Genomic DNA, 14,245 nt, shown 5'->3' with positions numbered 1-14,245 from the left:
GAGACAGACAATGAAACAATCCTATCTGGGCAAGCACGCCCTCTACGGCCTGCTCGGCGCCATTGCCGTGCTGACCGTCGTTCCCGTCGCCACGATCATGCCGGCCTATGCGGTCGACGACATCGAAGGCGCCGACGCGCCAGACCTCACCGCCGTCAAGGCCAAGATCGACGCCAAGGACTACAAGGGCGCGCTGGAGGATTTGCGTGAACTCGCGCAGGACAACCAGCAGGCCGACGTCTACAATCTGCTTGGCTTCACGCTGCGCAAGACCGGCGACCCCACCACCGCGCTGACCTACTACAACAAGGCGCTGGAGCTGAAGCCCGACCACAAGGCCGCCCGCGAATATCTGGGCGAGCTCTATGTCGAGACCGGCGACATGGCCAAGGCTCAGGAGCAACTGGCCTCGCTGCAGAAACTGTGCCCCGCCGGCTGCGACGAGCTTGCCGATTTGCAGAAGGCCATCGACACCAAGGTGACGAAGTAGGGCGGGCAAGGCGGTTGCCTTGCTCGCGAAGGCCAGCGCAGCCCCCGCTCCGACCGCTTCGCGGCCCATCTCCCCCATTCCATGGGGGCGAGGAACCCAAGCTCTCCAAAGCCGCGACCTCGGCAGCTAGGATTTCCTCGCCCCCGCGAAGTGGGGGAGAGGTGGCTCGGCGAAGCCGAGACGGAGAGGGGGGCCTTGGCGCTAACCCATCCCCCAACCCACCAAAGTTCGGGCGCTCGTGGCTGGCGCCCATTGCCGGAGCCGGCGCCTCTCCCTCGAGCCGGCTCCGGCCCTTTCAAGCCTCACACATTTCTCGCGCGCGATCCCACGCACCCGACGGCGCCTGCACGGTGTCAAGACATTGGAGCCCGACCATGACCCTGAACGAACGCGCCGCGAAGCTCACCGGCCTTGCCACCAGACTGTATCTTAGGGACGCGGCGCTGCTTGCCGGCCGCCTGCTTTTATCCCTCATCTTCCTGCATGAGGGCGCCACGCTCGCCACCCATTTCGAGGGCGCAGCCAAGGCCATGGCGGCCCTTGGCGTCGGCCTGCCGCTGTTCATCGCCACCGTGGCGCTGCAACTGGGGGCGGGGCTTTCCGTCGCGACAGGCATGCTGGCGCGGCTGGGCGGCATCGGGCTCGGTCTGTTCTGTCTGGCCACGGCCATGCTGTTTCACACCAACTTCGCCAGCCAGAACGAACTGCTGCATTTCGAAAAGGATCTTGCCATTGCGGGCGGCATGTTCGTGCTGGCCGCTGCCGGCGCCGGCAGGTTCTCGGTGGACTGGTTGTTGGCCGGCTATCTCAGGCAGCGCCAGCGCGACAAGGAGATGGTGGCGGCGCTGCTGGCGGTCGAGAACCAGTTTTCCATGGAGGTGCGGCTGCCGGTTTGAGCAGGAACCGAGCCCGCGCGCGCCCACACACGCTGGCACGTGCTGTGCTGGAACCAGCCTTGATGCTCCGCATTCTATAAGCAGGGGCTCAAGGAGCGAGACGTGAAAGCGATTTTGGCACTGGTGGGCGGCTTTGTTCTGACCCTTGCGGTCTTCGGCAGCGGGCTGGGCTTTGCCGCCTGGCTGCTCGCCGCCAAGTCTCCGCATGAGGCAAGGCGAACCGTCAGCGTCGCGGAGCTGTGGACCAGGGACGCGCGGCCGGTGAACAAGACGTCGCAGAACCTCGAACGCCTGCCGGCCGACCAGCCCGCGGCGCCCGACATCGCCGCCAGGGAGCAGGCACCCGACCCGACCGCGACCGGCTCGATCGCGCCTTCGGCTGAAGCGGCCGAACTGCCGGGATCCCACGTCAAATGGTGCGCGAGCCATTACCGCTCCTACCATCCCGACGACAACACCTACATGTCTTATAGCGGGCGGCTGCGCCCCTGCGTCTCACCCTATCTCGACGCCGGCGCCGACCACAGCGCGCAGCCTGCGGCCGAAGTCAGCTATGTCTCGGGCGACGTCGCTTCGGCCGTCACGACGGGGCTTTCCGCCGACCATGTCGATTCCTGCTTCAGTCGCTATCGCTCCTACCGGCCCGACGACAACAGCTACCAGCCCTATTCCGGCGGACCCAGGCGCCAGTGCGAGTAGCGCCGGTGCCGGGCAAACATGGCTGAAGGGCGCGGCTTGTGATCCCGACGATCACGCAAATTTTTTGGATCGTTCGCACCGGCGCGGCGTTCATCCCCCACACAAGGGAGAACTGACATGAACGACGACCGCGACGACAAGATCCGCGACCGCGCCTACGAGATCTGGCAGCGCGAAGGCGGCGGCCATGGCGACCATGACCGGCACTGGCACCAGGCTGAGATGGAGATCGACAGGGAAGCCGCCCTGCCACTGACGGCCGACGATGCGCTTCCGGAAACCGGCGAGATCGCTAGCACGGACGTGCTGCAGGTCGAAGCGCTGGCGGCCCGTACCGGCATATCGGGCGACGAGGCGCAGGCGCTGATCGACAGGCTCGGCACCGATCGCGTCGCGATCGAGCAGGCCGCGCGCGGCCTCAAGGCGAAGCGCGGGCGCTGAACGCAAGGCCTTTCGAAACAATGCGTTGGCGCGGCTCGATGAGAAGATGATTCAACGAGCCGCCGGCTCCGCTTTGCGATTTGGTGATTGGCGAACCGGTGGCGACCGGGGAGATGTCCGGCAGGACGGAGGGGTAGACCGCATCCCGCGTCATCCCAGACGATGTCGGAACCCTTGGCCGTCTCGCAGGTTCCTCCTGCCCACCCCAACAGGAGATGCCACCCATGGACCATAGCAATCACGTCAGGCTGACCAACGCCGAACTGACCCAGGACGAACTCGAAGGCGCCACCATCTACGGCCCGGACGACGAGAAGATCGGCTCGGTCGATCACCTGCATGGCAGCCAGGTCGTCATCGATGTCGGCGGCTTCCTCGGCATCGGCGCCAAGCCTGTCGCCGTGCTGGCCAGCGAACTCGATTTCATGCGCGACGAGGACGGCGACGTCCACGCCGTGACCAGCTGGACCAAGGACCAGCTGAAACAGATGCCCGAGCATACAGACTGACAGGAAGAGGGGTCTGGTCGGGCCCCTTTTTCGACAGGAGCGAGCGATGATCAGGAAGCTGAAAGACGGAAAATACCGGCTCTATTCGAGGAAGAAGGACGAGAAGACCGGCAAGCGGCGGAATCTGGGGACGTTCGAGACCAGGGAGGCGGCGGAGAAGCATGAAAGGGAGGTGCAGTATTTCAAGCGGGGGTGAGGGGCCGCCGCGATGGTGTGCGCCACAAAAGCCGACATCGCTCGGCCATGCGCTGACCGCCCTGCGGTCAGAGATTTCACGCCACGCGTGGTTTAGCCGGCTTGGGTTTGACCACGGTGGCGAGTACGATGCCGGCGACGATGAAGGCCGCACCGACCAGACCGTAATCGTGCAGGCCCTCGCCGAGCAGCAGATAGGCGAGCATCGCCACGAACACCGTCTGCAGGTAGAGCAACATGCTTGCCCGGCTCGCGCCGAGCGTTTCCACGCTTTTGTTGTAGAGATAGTACATCAAGGCGCCGCCGGGGCCTGCCAGATAGGCGAGTGCCAGAATGCTGTGGACGTTCATGGCGGAGCGTTCGTCGTTGAACAATTCCCACAGATGGAAAGGCAGGGCGACCAGCGCACCGGCGCCGAGCAGCAGCACGACCATCGGCAGGAGTTCGATGCCGAATTTGGCACGGCGCAAAAGCACGGTGTAGAGGGCCCAGCAGAACGCGCTGCCGACGATCCACAACTCGCCGGCGTTGAGCTTCAGCTGCAGCAGCGCCGTCAAATTGCCGTGGGCAACGATGAAAACCATCCCGGCAAGCGCAACCACCGCGCCAAGCGACTTCCACAGCCCGAGCGGCTCGCCAAGCACCAAACGGGCGAGCACCATCGTCATGACGGGCGACAGAGCCATGATGATGCCGGCCGTGGTGGCGTCGGTGTGGTTGAGGCCGTGGTAGATCATGCCCTGGCAGAGCGTGAGGCCGATCGCCCCCACGGCGACGACCTCCACGGCGCGCTTTCGCAAAAGCCCGATCATCGCGCCGTGATGACGGTGCACGATCGGCAACAGGATGGCGCAGGCAAGCGTCAGCCGCCAGAAGCAGAGACCCCAGGGCGGCATTTCAGGCGCCACCCATTTGGCCGCGATATAGACACCGGCCGAAAGCAGCCAGCACAGGACCGCGGCCGGATAGCCGGCCAGGGAGGATATGGGGCCGGCCACGGGTTGCGCGGCTTGATGCGCTATCGGCACTGCCTGCATGTCATGCCTCCCCCTTCGATGACCTTGGCCCGACGGGGACAACATAGCTTGTGTCGTTGGGTCGTGCATCCGTTTCGAAAGCCGAAAAGGGATCCGCGCTCGGCCGCCCTACGTCGTCGTGCCGATGTCAGTCCGCCTTGTCGCCGGAAGGCATTGCGGAAAAATCCATCCACATCGCGCCCACCGCATGGCCATCGGGATCGGCGAGGTCGCGTGTATACATGAAGCCATGGTCCTCGATCGGATTGATGTCGGCTGTGCCGCCGTTCGCGGCGGCAGCCGTGGCCATCGCATCGACCGCCTTGCGGCTCTCCAGCGACAGCGCCAGCATGACCTCGCTGGACGTTGAAGGCGGGATGGGGCGCGTGGTCATGGTCTGCCATTTTTCACGGCTGAGTAGCATGAAATTGATGTGGTCGCTCCACACCATCCCCGCCGCCGCCTCGCTCGTGAATTTGGGATTGTTCCTGAACCCGAGCGCTTCATAGAACGCCATGGACGCCTTCACGTCGCTCACCGGCAGGCTCACGAAAATCTTCTTGCTCATCGATCATTCCTTTGGTTGTCAGGGTGGCAGTGCAGGCGCCTGCTGTAAGACGGTTGACTGCGCGGAGATCCGACATGGCGTCTCAACTCTTTTGCACCAGTTGTCGTGCGACGAGGCGCAAGCGCTGGTGACCGCCTCGGCACCGACCGCGACGGAACAGGCCGCGCGTGACCTCAAGGCCAAAAATCGCGCCAAATCCTGACCGGAGAGAGCGAGATGATCCTCAAACTCAAGGCCGGAAAATACCTGCTTTATTCGCGCAAGAAGGACGAGAATATCGGAAAAGGCGGAACCTGGGGACGTTCGAGACCCGGGAAGCGGGAGAGAAGCATGGGCGGGAGGTGCACTATTTCAAGAGGCGGTCAGGGGAGGTGTTTGCCTTTTGACGGTCGAGATGATGATGCGCCACTGGTTGCCTGACCGGTTTAAGCTTAATCTGGCTAGGCAGAAGGCAACTTTACCCGCATACTGGCTTTGGATGCAAACTTCGCTTCTGCCCAGAAGCAAACCAGAAATCACATTTTTACGCAATAGCAGACATGGCGCCCGGCCACTGAGAATCAACGCAGTCTCGAAACAACGGGCTCTGCTGTTGCAACGCGGAATTGCAGCTAACGTCGCACCGTGCGTTAACGCCCGCTCTCAAGGTTGACAGTTGATATTCGATACCTGCAGGGGGAAATCCCGCCCGTAATTATTGAGCCGCGTATGTTGCTAGATATACCTTCCCAAGATCGGCCGTAGTGGCCGCCAATATATTGAGAAATTCAGCAGATTTAAGAACCTTGTCGGCGTCCGGAAATTCAGTGGTAGCCGTAGGATGGGCGATCTGATTGCGCTCCTCCATTATCTGGTTCAGCTTCGTTTGAGCCTCTGCTGCTGCCTCCTGATCTAAGCTCTTCCCCATCACGATCTTAATGTTCGCTTGCTTTCCAACATCGCGCCAAAATTCCGTTAGGCCAACAGTTTTCATTAAATCCTGCAAAACGGCCGGGCGCATGTTGGCGTCTGTGATTGAGAGAACTTCTGACTTAATGGATAGGCATTGGCCGCCACCGCGAATATTTATAACCAGACTCTCAAGCAGGGCCTCCGATGTCAACTCGTCGTGGCCGTATTTCTTTGGATTCTGTGCAATCTCCAGAGTTTTTTGACGAAGAGATTTCTGGATTTGGTTAGGCAAATCTTGGAATTTCTGGGTCTTTCCAGCGATCTCATCAGCAATAGATTCAACTATTTGCCGAACATAGTACTCAAATCGCCCGGCAAGATAAAGTAAAAGTGATCCTGATAGTATCGGAAGATCGGTGCGCCTTGACTTTGACTCTGTGTGAAGGTCCACCGCTTCTTTCCAGGTTTTTTCGATTAACTGCACCTTTTCTCCGGAATTATCTTCCCCTGCAGGAGGTGGTTCACTGGAGTCAATTTTTGCGGAGGGTGGCTCGCTAGCGCCAAAATCTCGAAAAAGCTTTGTCAATGTAAGTAGGTTTTCGACCCTCGCCACGTCGCTTTTAAAGTCACTGAGCACGATGTCCAGAGAATGTGGCATTGGCATTATCCTCTGAGAATAGCGTCAGCCACGTTCACGCGCTCTCTTATAGACTCCATTGTATTTCCTCGGCCGACCAAGACGTCATACGTTGGTCTGTGCGAAAGAAATTCTTGCAATCTAGATCTTATATGAGTTCCGTTTTGCTCAATGTTGATTTCAGGAAATTGGCTCAAAGCGATCATCAAAGCATCGTACAATGGTCTGCTTGGGCGTTTGGTTTTCGGCAGACGGAACGGTTCACCCGCAAAAACGTCTGTAAGGCGTGTCAGCAGTGAGATGTACTCATGACTCATCTGAGAGAGAGCGAAGTCGTCCAGATTGGCGTTCGCGGCCATAAAACGGTCTAGGATGCGACGCAGAGATCCTGTGCCGCCTCTTTGAATGGCGTCCCGTAATGCAAAGAAACGAAGTACTAACTCAGCATCTGCGAGAGACGCGTAGAGTGGGTTTCGCAAAAGTGCTTCCGATGGTTCTTTGTCCTCATTTTGCGTCAAACGAGGTATGCCCCAGACCGACGTAAATGTATCGTCGCGCGCAAGGCGAATGAGCAGCGCGTTCAGCGGGCCAGGATACAACGCATTTCGCAATTCCTGGGGGTTCAATCTTATGCCGCCTGTATTCAAGCGATCGAATAGTACCCGCCGTACGTCGAGTCCGTCGTCATCGACGATGGTAGTCTCCGCAAGGAGAACGACGGCCGATATGCTACGGCGCAGTAATCCTCGCTGCAAGACTGATGGCAAATCATTAAATCGTTTGCGATTGAGTTCAGACCAATACTCGAGCCCGGTCAATGAAAAATTATTTGACAGGAAAGCGTTGATTGTCTCAAGTCTTTGCCTTCCATCTATAACTTCATACTGATTATAGTCAGTTTCGAAAAGGAAAACTGAAGGGATTGGGATATTAAGAAGAAGAGACTCTATCAAAAGAGATCGCTTCTTGTTGCTCCAACGAAGGCGTCGTTGATACCCAGGATCGGTGTCTATTAACTCTTTATCTGGGCGAAGGGCGTTCTGCAGGTAGTCAAGTTGGTAATCCTTCGTTTCTCTTACGACGCGGAGCTGGCTTCTAGCATACTTTTCTGCGGGATCTGTGATGTCACGGAACACATCATTGGTATCTGCGGCCTCCTCCTCAGTGAACCAGGCATCTATGTCGTCGCGGGTAAATCCTCTTCGGCCTGCCATGGATATCCTATTTGCGCGACGCTGAGCTTGGATTGGACGGAGTCTCTTTCCGCCCTATTTTATTGCTAGTCATATCCCTGCCAAATCGCAACCGCAATGGTTGCCGATCGTTCGCTTCCGACGCCGAAATCGACGCCACCTAATATATGGTTGCGTATCCGCTCTTAGCGCCCTTTTACTACAGTGCGCAGCATTCTACTGCATTATATTTGTTGGCCACGCGATGGATACGGAACCTCCGCGCTCCACGATGCCGTCACTCCGACTTTTTTCATGTCATTGGTTGACTGATGAGTAGTAACCTTGCCGCTTTGCTCTGTGATCCAACGTCGGGGGAGAAGAGATGGGCCCTAAGTTCCCGAACGCAGCTAGCTCGCTGCCGGCTCTTATCAAGATATCAATGTGCTGCAAGTAACGGTGCAACTGCAGTTTAGCCGGCCTTCCAGCTATCCGAGATTGGCAAGCCTCCCCGCCCACCCCCCGTTAACCATTCGTTAACCATTAGCCCCCTAGCGTTTACCTCTCAGTAAGGATTCGCTGGCCGTGACCTTTGCCGCCCCCGTCGAAACAAAATCCATTCGCTTCCGCGCCCGTTCGTTCGTGGCCTTTACGCTCACCCCGGAGGCGCCGATTGGGGCTTGGCTGGAGGGGCTGGATCACTGGATCGGCAATTCGCCGGGCTATTTTGCCGGGCGGCCGGTGGTGCTCGATTTGAACGTGCTGAAACCCGAGGTCGCCGACATCGCGCTGCTGGTGGCTTCGCTCGGCGCGCGGGGCATCCGGGTCTATGCGATCGAGCTGGAAGGGGCTTCGCTCGGGCTTGACCTGCCGCCGCTGCTCTCCGGCGCCAAGGAGGCGACTTCGGACGGCCTGCTTTCCGGCCGCAAGGGCAAGGCGGAGACGGTGGAAGAAACCGGCAGACTGGAGACGGTGTTTTCGGACCGTGGCAAGGACGCCGGCAAGCCGGACGAGGGCAAGACTGCTGAAATCAAGGCCGAGACTGGCAAGGGCAGGGCGGCGAAGGCTGGACAGGACGCCGGCGCGACTGACGCGGTCCAGGCCGGCACGCTGATGGTCAAGTCGCCGATCCGCTCGGGCCAGTCGATCTTCCATCCGCATGGCGACGTCATCGTGCTGGGCTCGGTCGCGTCCGGCTCGGAGATCATCGCGGCGGGCTCGATCCATGTCTATGGCACGCTGCGCGGCCGCGCCATCGCCGGCTCGCAAGGCAACCGGTCGGCGCGCATCTTCTGCCGCAGGAACGAGGCGGAGCTGATCTCGGTCGATGGCTGGTACACGACGGCCGAAGAGATGGAAGGCGTCTCGCGCGGCAAGGCGGTGCAGGCCTTTCTCGAAGGCGACATGCTCGCCGTCGTGCCGCTGAACTAGGGCCGAGGGATGCTGGCGCCCGGCTTCACGCTTCCGGCCCGAAAGGCGCCGAGGCACCGCGCAAGCCTCGGACCGGTTTCGGATGGCATGATGGCAGGCTCTGACAACAGCCGTGCGGCGCACGGCGCAACAAACGACAACAGGCAACGGAGGCTTTTTCCATGGGCAAGGTAGTGGTCGTCACATCGGGCAAGGGCGGCGTCGGCAAGACCACCTCGACGGCCGCGCTGGGTGCCGCGGTCGCCAAGACCGGCAAGAAGGTGGCGCTGGTCGATTTCGACGTCGGCCTGCGCAATCTCGACCTGATCATGGGCGCCGAGCGGCGCGTCGTGTTCGACCTCGTCAACGTCATCCAGGGCACGGCCAAGCTGTCGCAGGCGCTGATCCGCGACAAGCGCGTCGACACGCTGTTCCTGCTGCCGGCCTCGCAGACGCGCGACAAGGACGCGCTGACGGAAGACGGCGTTGGCGAAGTGATCGACAAGCTGCGTTCGGTCTTTGACTATGTCTTCTGCGACAGCCCGGCCGGCATCGAGCGCGGCGCGCAGCTCGCCATGCGCTTCGCCGACGAGGCGGTCATCGTCACCAATCCGGAAGTGTCGTCGGTGCGCGATTCCGACCGCATCATCGGCCTGCTCGATGCCCGCACCATGCGCGCCGAACAGGGCGAGCAGATCGCCAAGCATGTGCTGGTCACCCGCTATGACGCGGCGCGCGCCGCGCGCGGAGAAATGCTGTCGATCGACGATGTGCTGGAAATCCTGTCGGTGCCGCTGCTCGGTATCATCCCGGAAAGCCAGGATGTGCTGAGGGCTTCCAACCTCGGTTCGCCGGTGACGCTGTCGGAACCGCTCAACAACGCCGCCAAAGCCTATCTCGAAGCGGCAAGGCGGCTGGAAGGCGAAGATTTGCCGGTGGTCGTGCCCTTCGAACGCAAGGGTTTCCTCGACCGTCTGCTCGGAAGGAGGGCCGCATGAGCATCCTCGACCTCTTCAAGCGGCGCACCAGCGCGCCGGTGGCGCGCGAGCGGCTGCAGGTGCTGCTCGCCTATGAGCGCCGCAGCCGTGGCCAGCCCGATCTCGTCTCCATCCTGCGCGAGGAGATCATGGCTGTGATCGCCAAGCACGTGCAGATCGACCAGGACTACCTCCAGGTCTCGATGGACCGCGGCGAGACCATGTCGACGCTGGAAATCGACATTCAGATCCCCAACAAGAGCGCCGTGCCGCTGGCCATGGCGGGGTGAGTTAGCACGACTGGTTCCTCGCCCCCACGTGAGTGGGGGAGAGGTGCCTCGCGCAGTGGGCGGACAGGGGGCTGCGCGGCGCTGGCGGGTTGCCTCTACCATTTCAAGGCCGCGCCATCCCCCACTCCGTCTCGGGCTTCGCCCGAGCCGCCTTGCCGGGCGAGCCACGAGTCTCGCCCGTCCTTCGGCCCCTCATTTCATGGCGGCGAGGAATTCCGGCCCGGCGGTGTCCCGGCCGCTCCACCAGTACGCCTTCCACCGACATAGGCACTGGCTGCCCGGCATCCAGATAGCCAATGTGCTTAGTTCACGTTCGCTAACAGGGGCTTCCCCTGCGGAACAGGCGGGAGTAAGGATATATATTAGCAATTTGTTAAATATGCGATTGAGTATGCGTAGGGGAGTTCGCCATGAACTTCAAGAACCTGATCAAGCGTGCTGAAGACGTAGATAACGCACTCCAGGAGTTGCAGGACGATCTGGCGGACGCCCTGGATGCCAGCCTCGACAGCGACTACCAGACGCCAACGGGCGATGATGTCCCCGATGCCGCGTCAGCCACCGATGCCTCGCCACCCCAGGCCGACGCGGCGCCTGCGGATGCCGCGGACGTTCCGGATGGGACGGGCAGCGCCGACACCGCCGAAACCACGCCGCGACTGACGCCCCATGCCCAGACCCGGCTGGCGGCGTTGAATGCCTTCGAAGGGATGTTCCACGACGCCAGGGACTATCTGGATGAGATCAACGGCAAATTGTCGGAAATCTCGACCTCGCACCATCTGACGCGCGAATTCCTCAACATCCTGCACACCGACATTCTTCGTGCCAATGAGCTGGAGCTCGCGAATGCCGGCCTGATCGCGGAGCAGAGAGCGCTGTCGGAAAAGCTGCACGACACGGCGGCGAAGCTGCGCGAGCGTGACGGCGCGTGCGAATTGCTGCAGCAGCGCGAGACCAGCCTGGTCCAGGACCGGGAGACGCTTCGCGCAACGCTTGCAGCTGTAAGGCTCGAACTTGCCGAGGCGGCCAATGCCAGCGCCAAGCGCGACGCGGAATTCGGTGACATCGCCAACCGGCTGACGGCCAGGACGGTCGAGGCCAACAGGCGCTTGCGCGAGAGCAAGATGCTGCGGGAAAAACACGTCACCCTGTCGGCCGAGCTCGACAAGGTGTTGAAGCGGGAGACCCAGGCGCGTCACAGGCTGGACGAGCTTTCGACGATCCACGCCAGCGAAGCGGCGCGGCTCGCCGAACTGCTGGCCGCGCTCGCAAGGAGCGAGAAAGAGGAGATGCGGCTGCAGAAGTCGCTCGAGGCCACACAGGCGAAGCTGGCGGAAAAGACCGAATCGGCCAGCATGATGGAAGGCGACTGGGAAGCCGAACGGGCTCGCGGCCAGACGGAAATGCGCGGATTGCGTTCCGAGATACAAGACCTGGAAACGCGGCTGGAGCGGGCCTCGAACGAGAACAGCGCGGCCGCCGCCGAGATCGCCAGGCTCAAGACCGAGCTGGACGACGCAGTGGCCGAAAAGATGATCGCCGAGGAAAGATTGTCCGCGCTCGCCAATGAGAACGAAACCGACAAGCTGAACCTCTCGAAAGCCAACGCCAATCTTTCGCAGCTCGCGCTGCAACAGGCATCGGAGGACATACAACGAGACGTCCAGCGGCAGGAATGCGAGGATCTGCGGGCCGAAATCGCGTCGCTCAATGCCCGGATCAAGGAATTGCTGCCCTACGAGCGGCTCCACAAGGCCACCAACGCCCGATCGCGTGAGGGCGAGGTGGTCGAGATCGCCACCGTGGTGGCCAAGAAAGCCCGTGCCACGGGCAGGCGGCCCATCCGCAGGACTCTGCGCGCCACGTCGTAGCGCGCCTCGCAGGCGCGGCCGCGGCCCCATTGCTTGGCAGCATCCAGGCTTTGGGCCGCCTTCCACCTTGCGGCATCGCGCAATTACACCGCCGCGAACACCACCGTCTGCGCCAGCCCGCCGCCTTGGCGGTTCTCCAGCGTCACGGTGCCGCCGTAGCGCTCGATGATTTCCTTGGCGATGGCGAGGCCGAGGCCGGCGCCGGGAATGAATTGCTGGCGGCCGGGGTCGACGCGGAAGAAGGGCTCGAAGGCCTTGTTGATGAGGTCGGGCGGAATGCCCGGGCCGACATCCGATATGGAGAGCACGGCGCGCCTGTCGGCGAGGTCGAGCGCGACCGTGCAGGCCTTGCCGTGGGTGGCGGCGTTGACGATCAGGTTGCGCAGCGCGCGGCGCAGGCCGAGCGCGCCGGCGCGCACCGAAACCTTGTCGAGATGGCCGATGGAGACGGAATGGCCGAGCGTGGCCATCTCGGCCGATATGTCGCGCACCATCTTTTCCAGATCCAGCGGCTCGACGGCATCCTGGTTGACCTCTTCGCGCACCAGGCGGATGGCGCTGTCGGCGATGCGGTCGAGCTCGTCGAGGTCGTGCAGCCACTTGTCGCGCTCTTCGTCGAGGAATTCGGCGCGCAGCCGCATGCGCGTCATCGGCGTGCGCAGGTCATGGCCGGCGGCGGCCACCAGCCGCATGCGGCTTTCCATGGCGGTCTTGAGTCGCGACGAGAGCTGGTTCAGCGCGTGCGCCGTCGCCTTGACCTCGGCCGAGCCCACCTCCGGCACCGGCGCCAGCACGCCGTCGCTACCGATCTTGGAGACAGTGGCCTCCAGCATTTCGAGCGGCCGGATCAGCACGGCGGTGAAATAGACGGAGACGGCGGTAGCGCCGGCGACGATCAGCGAAATCCAGCCGGCGAGCACCAGCCATTCGCGTTTGGGCGGATCGATATGGGCAATTTCCAGGACCGCCCAACGGCTGTCTGGCAGGCGCATGGAGGCTCGCTGGCCGGGTTCATCCGGTTTGTCGCTGATGACGGCCAGGGCGTCGAAGCCGCGACGGCGCAGCAGATCATTGAGCATTGCCGTCTCCTGCCGGTCCACCTTGCCATTGGCCGGCCGGTCGCTGAATTGCACCCGCAGCACGTCGGGTATGGGTCCCGGCAGCAGCCGCACCACGAGCTCCATCTGCTGGGCAACCCAGGGCACGACGAGTTCCGGCGGCGGCCCGCCGCCGCGCACGCTGATGACGGCGGCGGTCGCCAGGCCGACGACGCCGACGATCGAGGCAACCAGCAACAGGATGAGGCGGCGGCGCAGCGAGTTCACGCCTGCGCCTCCACCGTCTCGACGCGCGCGGTGAGCTGGTAGCCGCCATTGCGCACGGTCTTGAACAGCGGGCCGTCGCCGGTGTCGGCGAACTTGCGGCGCAGCCGGCTCATCAGCACGTCGACCGAGCGTTCGAGCGGGTCGCGCTCGCGGCCTTGCGTGAGATCAAGCAGCTGGTCACGCGACAAGAGCCGGCCAGGGCGGTCGAGGAACACCTGCAGCAGGTCGAATTCGGCGCCGGTGAGGTCGACGGCCGCACCTTGCGCATCCGTCACCTTGCGCGTGTCCGGCTCCAGCCTGTAGCTGGCGAAGCGGTAGGCGCGGGGCGGCGGCGCGGGTGCCGCTTCCTCCGGCGTCGAGCGTCTCAGCACGGCGCGGATGCGGGCGGTGAGCTCGCGCGGGTTGAACGGCTTGCCGAGATAGTCGTCGGCACCGAGCTCCAGCCCGATGATGCGGTCGACATCCTCCTTCAGCGCCGTCAGCAGGATGACGGGGATATGCGGCTTGCGGTCGCGCAAGGCGCGGCAGATGTCGAGCCCGGACCCATCCGGCAGCATGACGTCGAGCACGGTCAGGTCGAACTGGCCCGAGGCCAGCTTCTGCTCGCATTCGCGCCGGTCGGCCGCCACCGAGACGCGAAACCCCTGACCGTCGAGATAGCGCCCGAGCAGCGTGCGGATTTCGCGGTCGTCGTCGACGACGAGGATGTGGGGTTGTGACTGCATTGCCGTGCCCTTTGCTTGGCGCCGATTATAGGGAGAGCGGCGCGCAAGCGGCATGGAAAATTGCAACGCAATGTTTCTGGCCCGGGGCGGGAAACATTGGGAAACAAATTGCCCTTTTGCGGAAACCTTC

18 protein-coding genes are annotated in these 14,245 nt (G+C 62.1%); 12 read left to right on the top strand and 6 right to left on the bottom strand.

Annotation, left to right across the window (positions count from 1 at the left end):
- Window positions 1-10 precede the first annotated feature (10 nt).
- From EN845_RS11265 to EN845_RS11240, 6 genes are all read left to right on the top strand, one after another.
- Window positions 11-490 (top strand): tetratricopeptide repeat protein, encoded by a 480-nt coding sequence (locus EN845_RS11265; RefSeq protein ID WP_127870286.1) that lies wholly within the window; start codon window positions 11-13, stop codon window positions 488-490.
- A gap of 374 nt (window positions 491-864) precedes the next feature.
- Entirely contained in the window at window positions 865-1,386 is a 522-nt protein-coding gene (locus EN845_RS11260; RefSeq protein ID WP_127870287.1) for a DoxX family protein, read from the top strand.
- A 102-nt stretch (window positions 1,387-1,488) separates the two neighbouring features.
- Window positions 1,489-2,085, top strand: coding sequence for a BA14K family protein (locus EN845_RS11255; protein WP_127870288.1), 597 nt, complete (start codon window positions 1,489-1,491; stop codon window positions 2,083-2,085).
- Window positions 2,086-2,202: 117 nt separating this feature from the next.
- Window positions 2,203-2,526 carry a DUF2934 domain-containing protein gene (locus EN845_RS11250; protein WP_127870289.1) on the top strand — a complete coding sequence of 108 codons (324 nt, stop codon included), beginning with the start codon at window positions 2,203-2,205 and terminating at the stop codon, window positions 2,524-2,526.
- Between the two features lie 224 nt (window positions 2,527-2,750).
- Window positions 2,751-3,035, top strand: a complete 285-nt coding sequence (locus EN845_RS11245; RefSeq protein ID WP_127870290.1) for a PRC-barrel domain containing protein — start codon at window positions 2,751-2,753, stop codon at window positions 3,033-3,035.
- Between the two features lie 46 nt (window positions 3,036-3,081).
- Window positions 3,082-3,231: a hypothetical protein gene (locus EN845_RS11240; RefSeq protein ID WP_127870291.1), complete on the top strand. Its 150-nt coding sequence runs from the start codon at window positions 3,082-3,084 to the stop codon at window positions 3,229-3,231.
- A gap of 76 nt (window positions 3,232-3,307) precedes the next feature.
- Here the strand turns inward: EN845_RS11240 and EN845_RS11235 are convergent, their stop codons facing one another.
- Together EN845_RS11235 and EN845_RS11230 are read right to left on the bottom strand one after the other, a co-directional pair.
- A complete protein-coding gene (locus EN845_RS11235; protein WP_127870292.1) occupies window positions 3,308-4,267 on the bottom strand; it encodes an EamA family transporter in 960 nt (319 codons plus the stop codon).
- Window positions 4,268-4,394: 127 nt separating this feature from the next.
- Window positions 4,395-4,814: a VOC family protein gene (locus tag EN845_RS11230; RefSeq protein WP_127870293.1), complete on the bottom strand. Its 420-nt coding sequence runs from the start codon at window positions 4,812-4,814 to the stop codon at window positions 4,395-4,397.
- On the opposite strand from EN845_RS11230, the gene EN845_RS11225 reads away from it, so the two are divergent.
- Window positions 4,807-5,016, top strand: a complete 210-nt coding sequence (locus EN845_RS11225; RefSeq protein ID WP_127870294.1) for a hypothetical protein — start codon at window positions 4,807-4,809, stop codon at window positions 5,014-5,016. The genes EN845_RS11230 and EN845_RS11225 overlap by 8 nt on opposite strands.
- Before the next feature lie 14 nt (window positions 5,017-5,030).
- Window positions 5,031-5,234 (top strand): hypothetical protein, encoded by a 204-nt coding sequence (locus EN845_RS35845; RefSeq protein ID WP_167531320.1) that lies wholly within the window; start codon window positions 5,031-5,033, stop codon window positions 5,232-5,234.
- A 274-nt stretch (window positions 5,235-5,508) separates the two neighbouring features.
- On the opposite strand, the gene EN845_RS11220 is transcribed toward EN845_RS35845, so the two are convergent.
- Entirely contained in the window at window positions 5,509-6,363 is an 855-nt protein-coding gene (locus tag EN845_RS11220; RefSeq protein ID WP_127870295.1) for a HEPN domain-containing protein, read from the bottom strand.
- A 5-nt stretch (window positions 6,364-6,368) separates the two neighbouring features.
- Window positions 6,369-7,556, bottom strand: coding sequence for a DUF262 domain-containing protein (locus EN845_RS11215; protein ID WP_127870296.1), 1,188 nt, complete (start codon window positions 7,554-7,556; stop codon window positions 6,369-6,371).
- A 543-nt stretch (window positions 7,557-8,099) separates the two neighbouring features.
- Here EN845_RS11215 and minC point away from each other — a divergent pair.
- The 4 genes from minC (at window position 8,100) to EN845_RS11195 (ending at window position 12,065) form a co-directional block, all read left to right on the top strand.
- Complete coding sequence (gene minC, locus EN845_RS11210; protein WP_127870297.1) at window positions 8,100-8,945, top strand: septum site-determining protein MinC; 846 nt, start codon at window positions 8,100-8,102, stop codon at window positions 8,943-8,945.
- 161 nt (window positions 8,946-9,106) lie between these two features.
- Window positions 9,107-9,922, top strand: coding sequence for a septum site-determining protein MinD (minD, locus tag EN845_RS11205; RefSeq protein WP_127870298.1), 816 nt, complete (start codon window positions 9,107-9,109; stop codon window positions 9,920-9,922).
- Window positions 9,919-10,191 (top strand): cell division topological specificity factor MinE, encoded by a 273-nt coding sequence (gene minE, locus EN845_RS11200; RefSeq protein WP_023774842.1) that lies wholly within the window; start codon window positions 9,919-9,921, stop codon window positions 10,189-10,191. The genes minD and minE overlap by 4 nt, the downstream gene beginning before the upstream one ends.
- 410 nt (window positions 10,192-10,601) lie before the next feature.
- The gene (locus tag EN845_RS11195) at window positions 10,602-12,065 is read left to right on the top strand and encodes a hypothetical protein (protein WP_127870299.1); all 1,464 of its coding nucleotides are present in this window, start codon (window positions 10,602-10,604) and stop codon (window positions 12,063-12,065) included.
- An 83-nt stretch (window positions 12,066-12,148) separates the two neighbouring features.
- On the opposite strand, the gene EN845_RS11190 is transcribed toward EN845_RS11195, so the two are convergent.
- Together EN845_RS11190 and EN845_RS11185 are read right to left on the bottom strand one after the other, a co-directional pair.
- Window positions 12,149-13,390: an ATP-binding protein gene (locus EN845_RS11190; RefSeq protein WP_127870300.1), complete on the bottom strand. Its 1,242-nt coding sequence runs from the start codon at window positions 13,388-13,390 to the stop codon at window positions 12,149-12,151.
- Entirely contained in the window at window positions 13,387-14,115 is a 729-nt protein-coding gene (locus EN845_RS11185; RefSeq protein ID WP_127870301.1) for a response regulator transcription factor, read from the bottom strand. Before EN845_RS11185 ends, EN845_RS11190 begins: the two co-directional genes overlap by 4 nt.
- Between the last annotated feature and the right edge of the window lie 130 nt (window positions 14,116-14,245).

Origin of the sequence: Mesorhizobium sp. M8A.F.Ca.ET.202.01.1.1 (genome assembly GCF_004791595.1) — a bacterium.
Taxonomy (GTDB): domain Bacteria; phylum Pseudomonadota; class Alphaproteobacteria; order Rhizobiales; family Rhizobiaceae; genus Mesorhizobium.
Note: the sequence above shows the minus strand (reverse complement) of the source record. Positions and strands in the feature narration are given on the sequence as shown.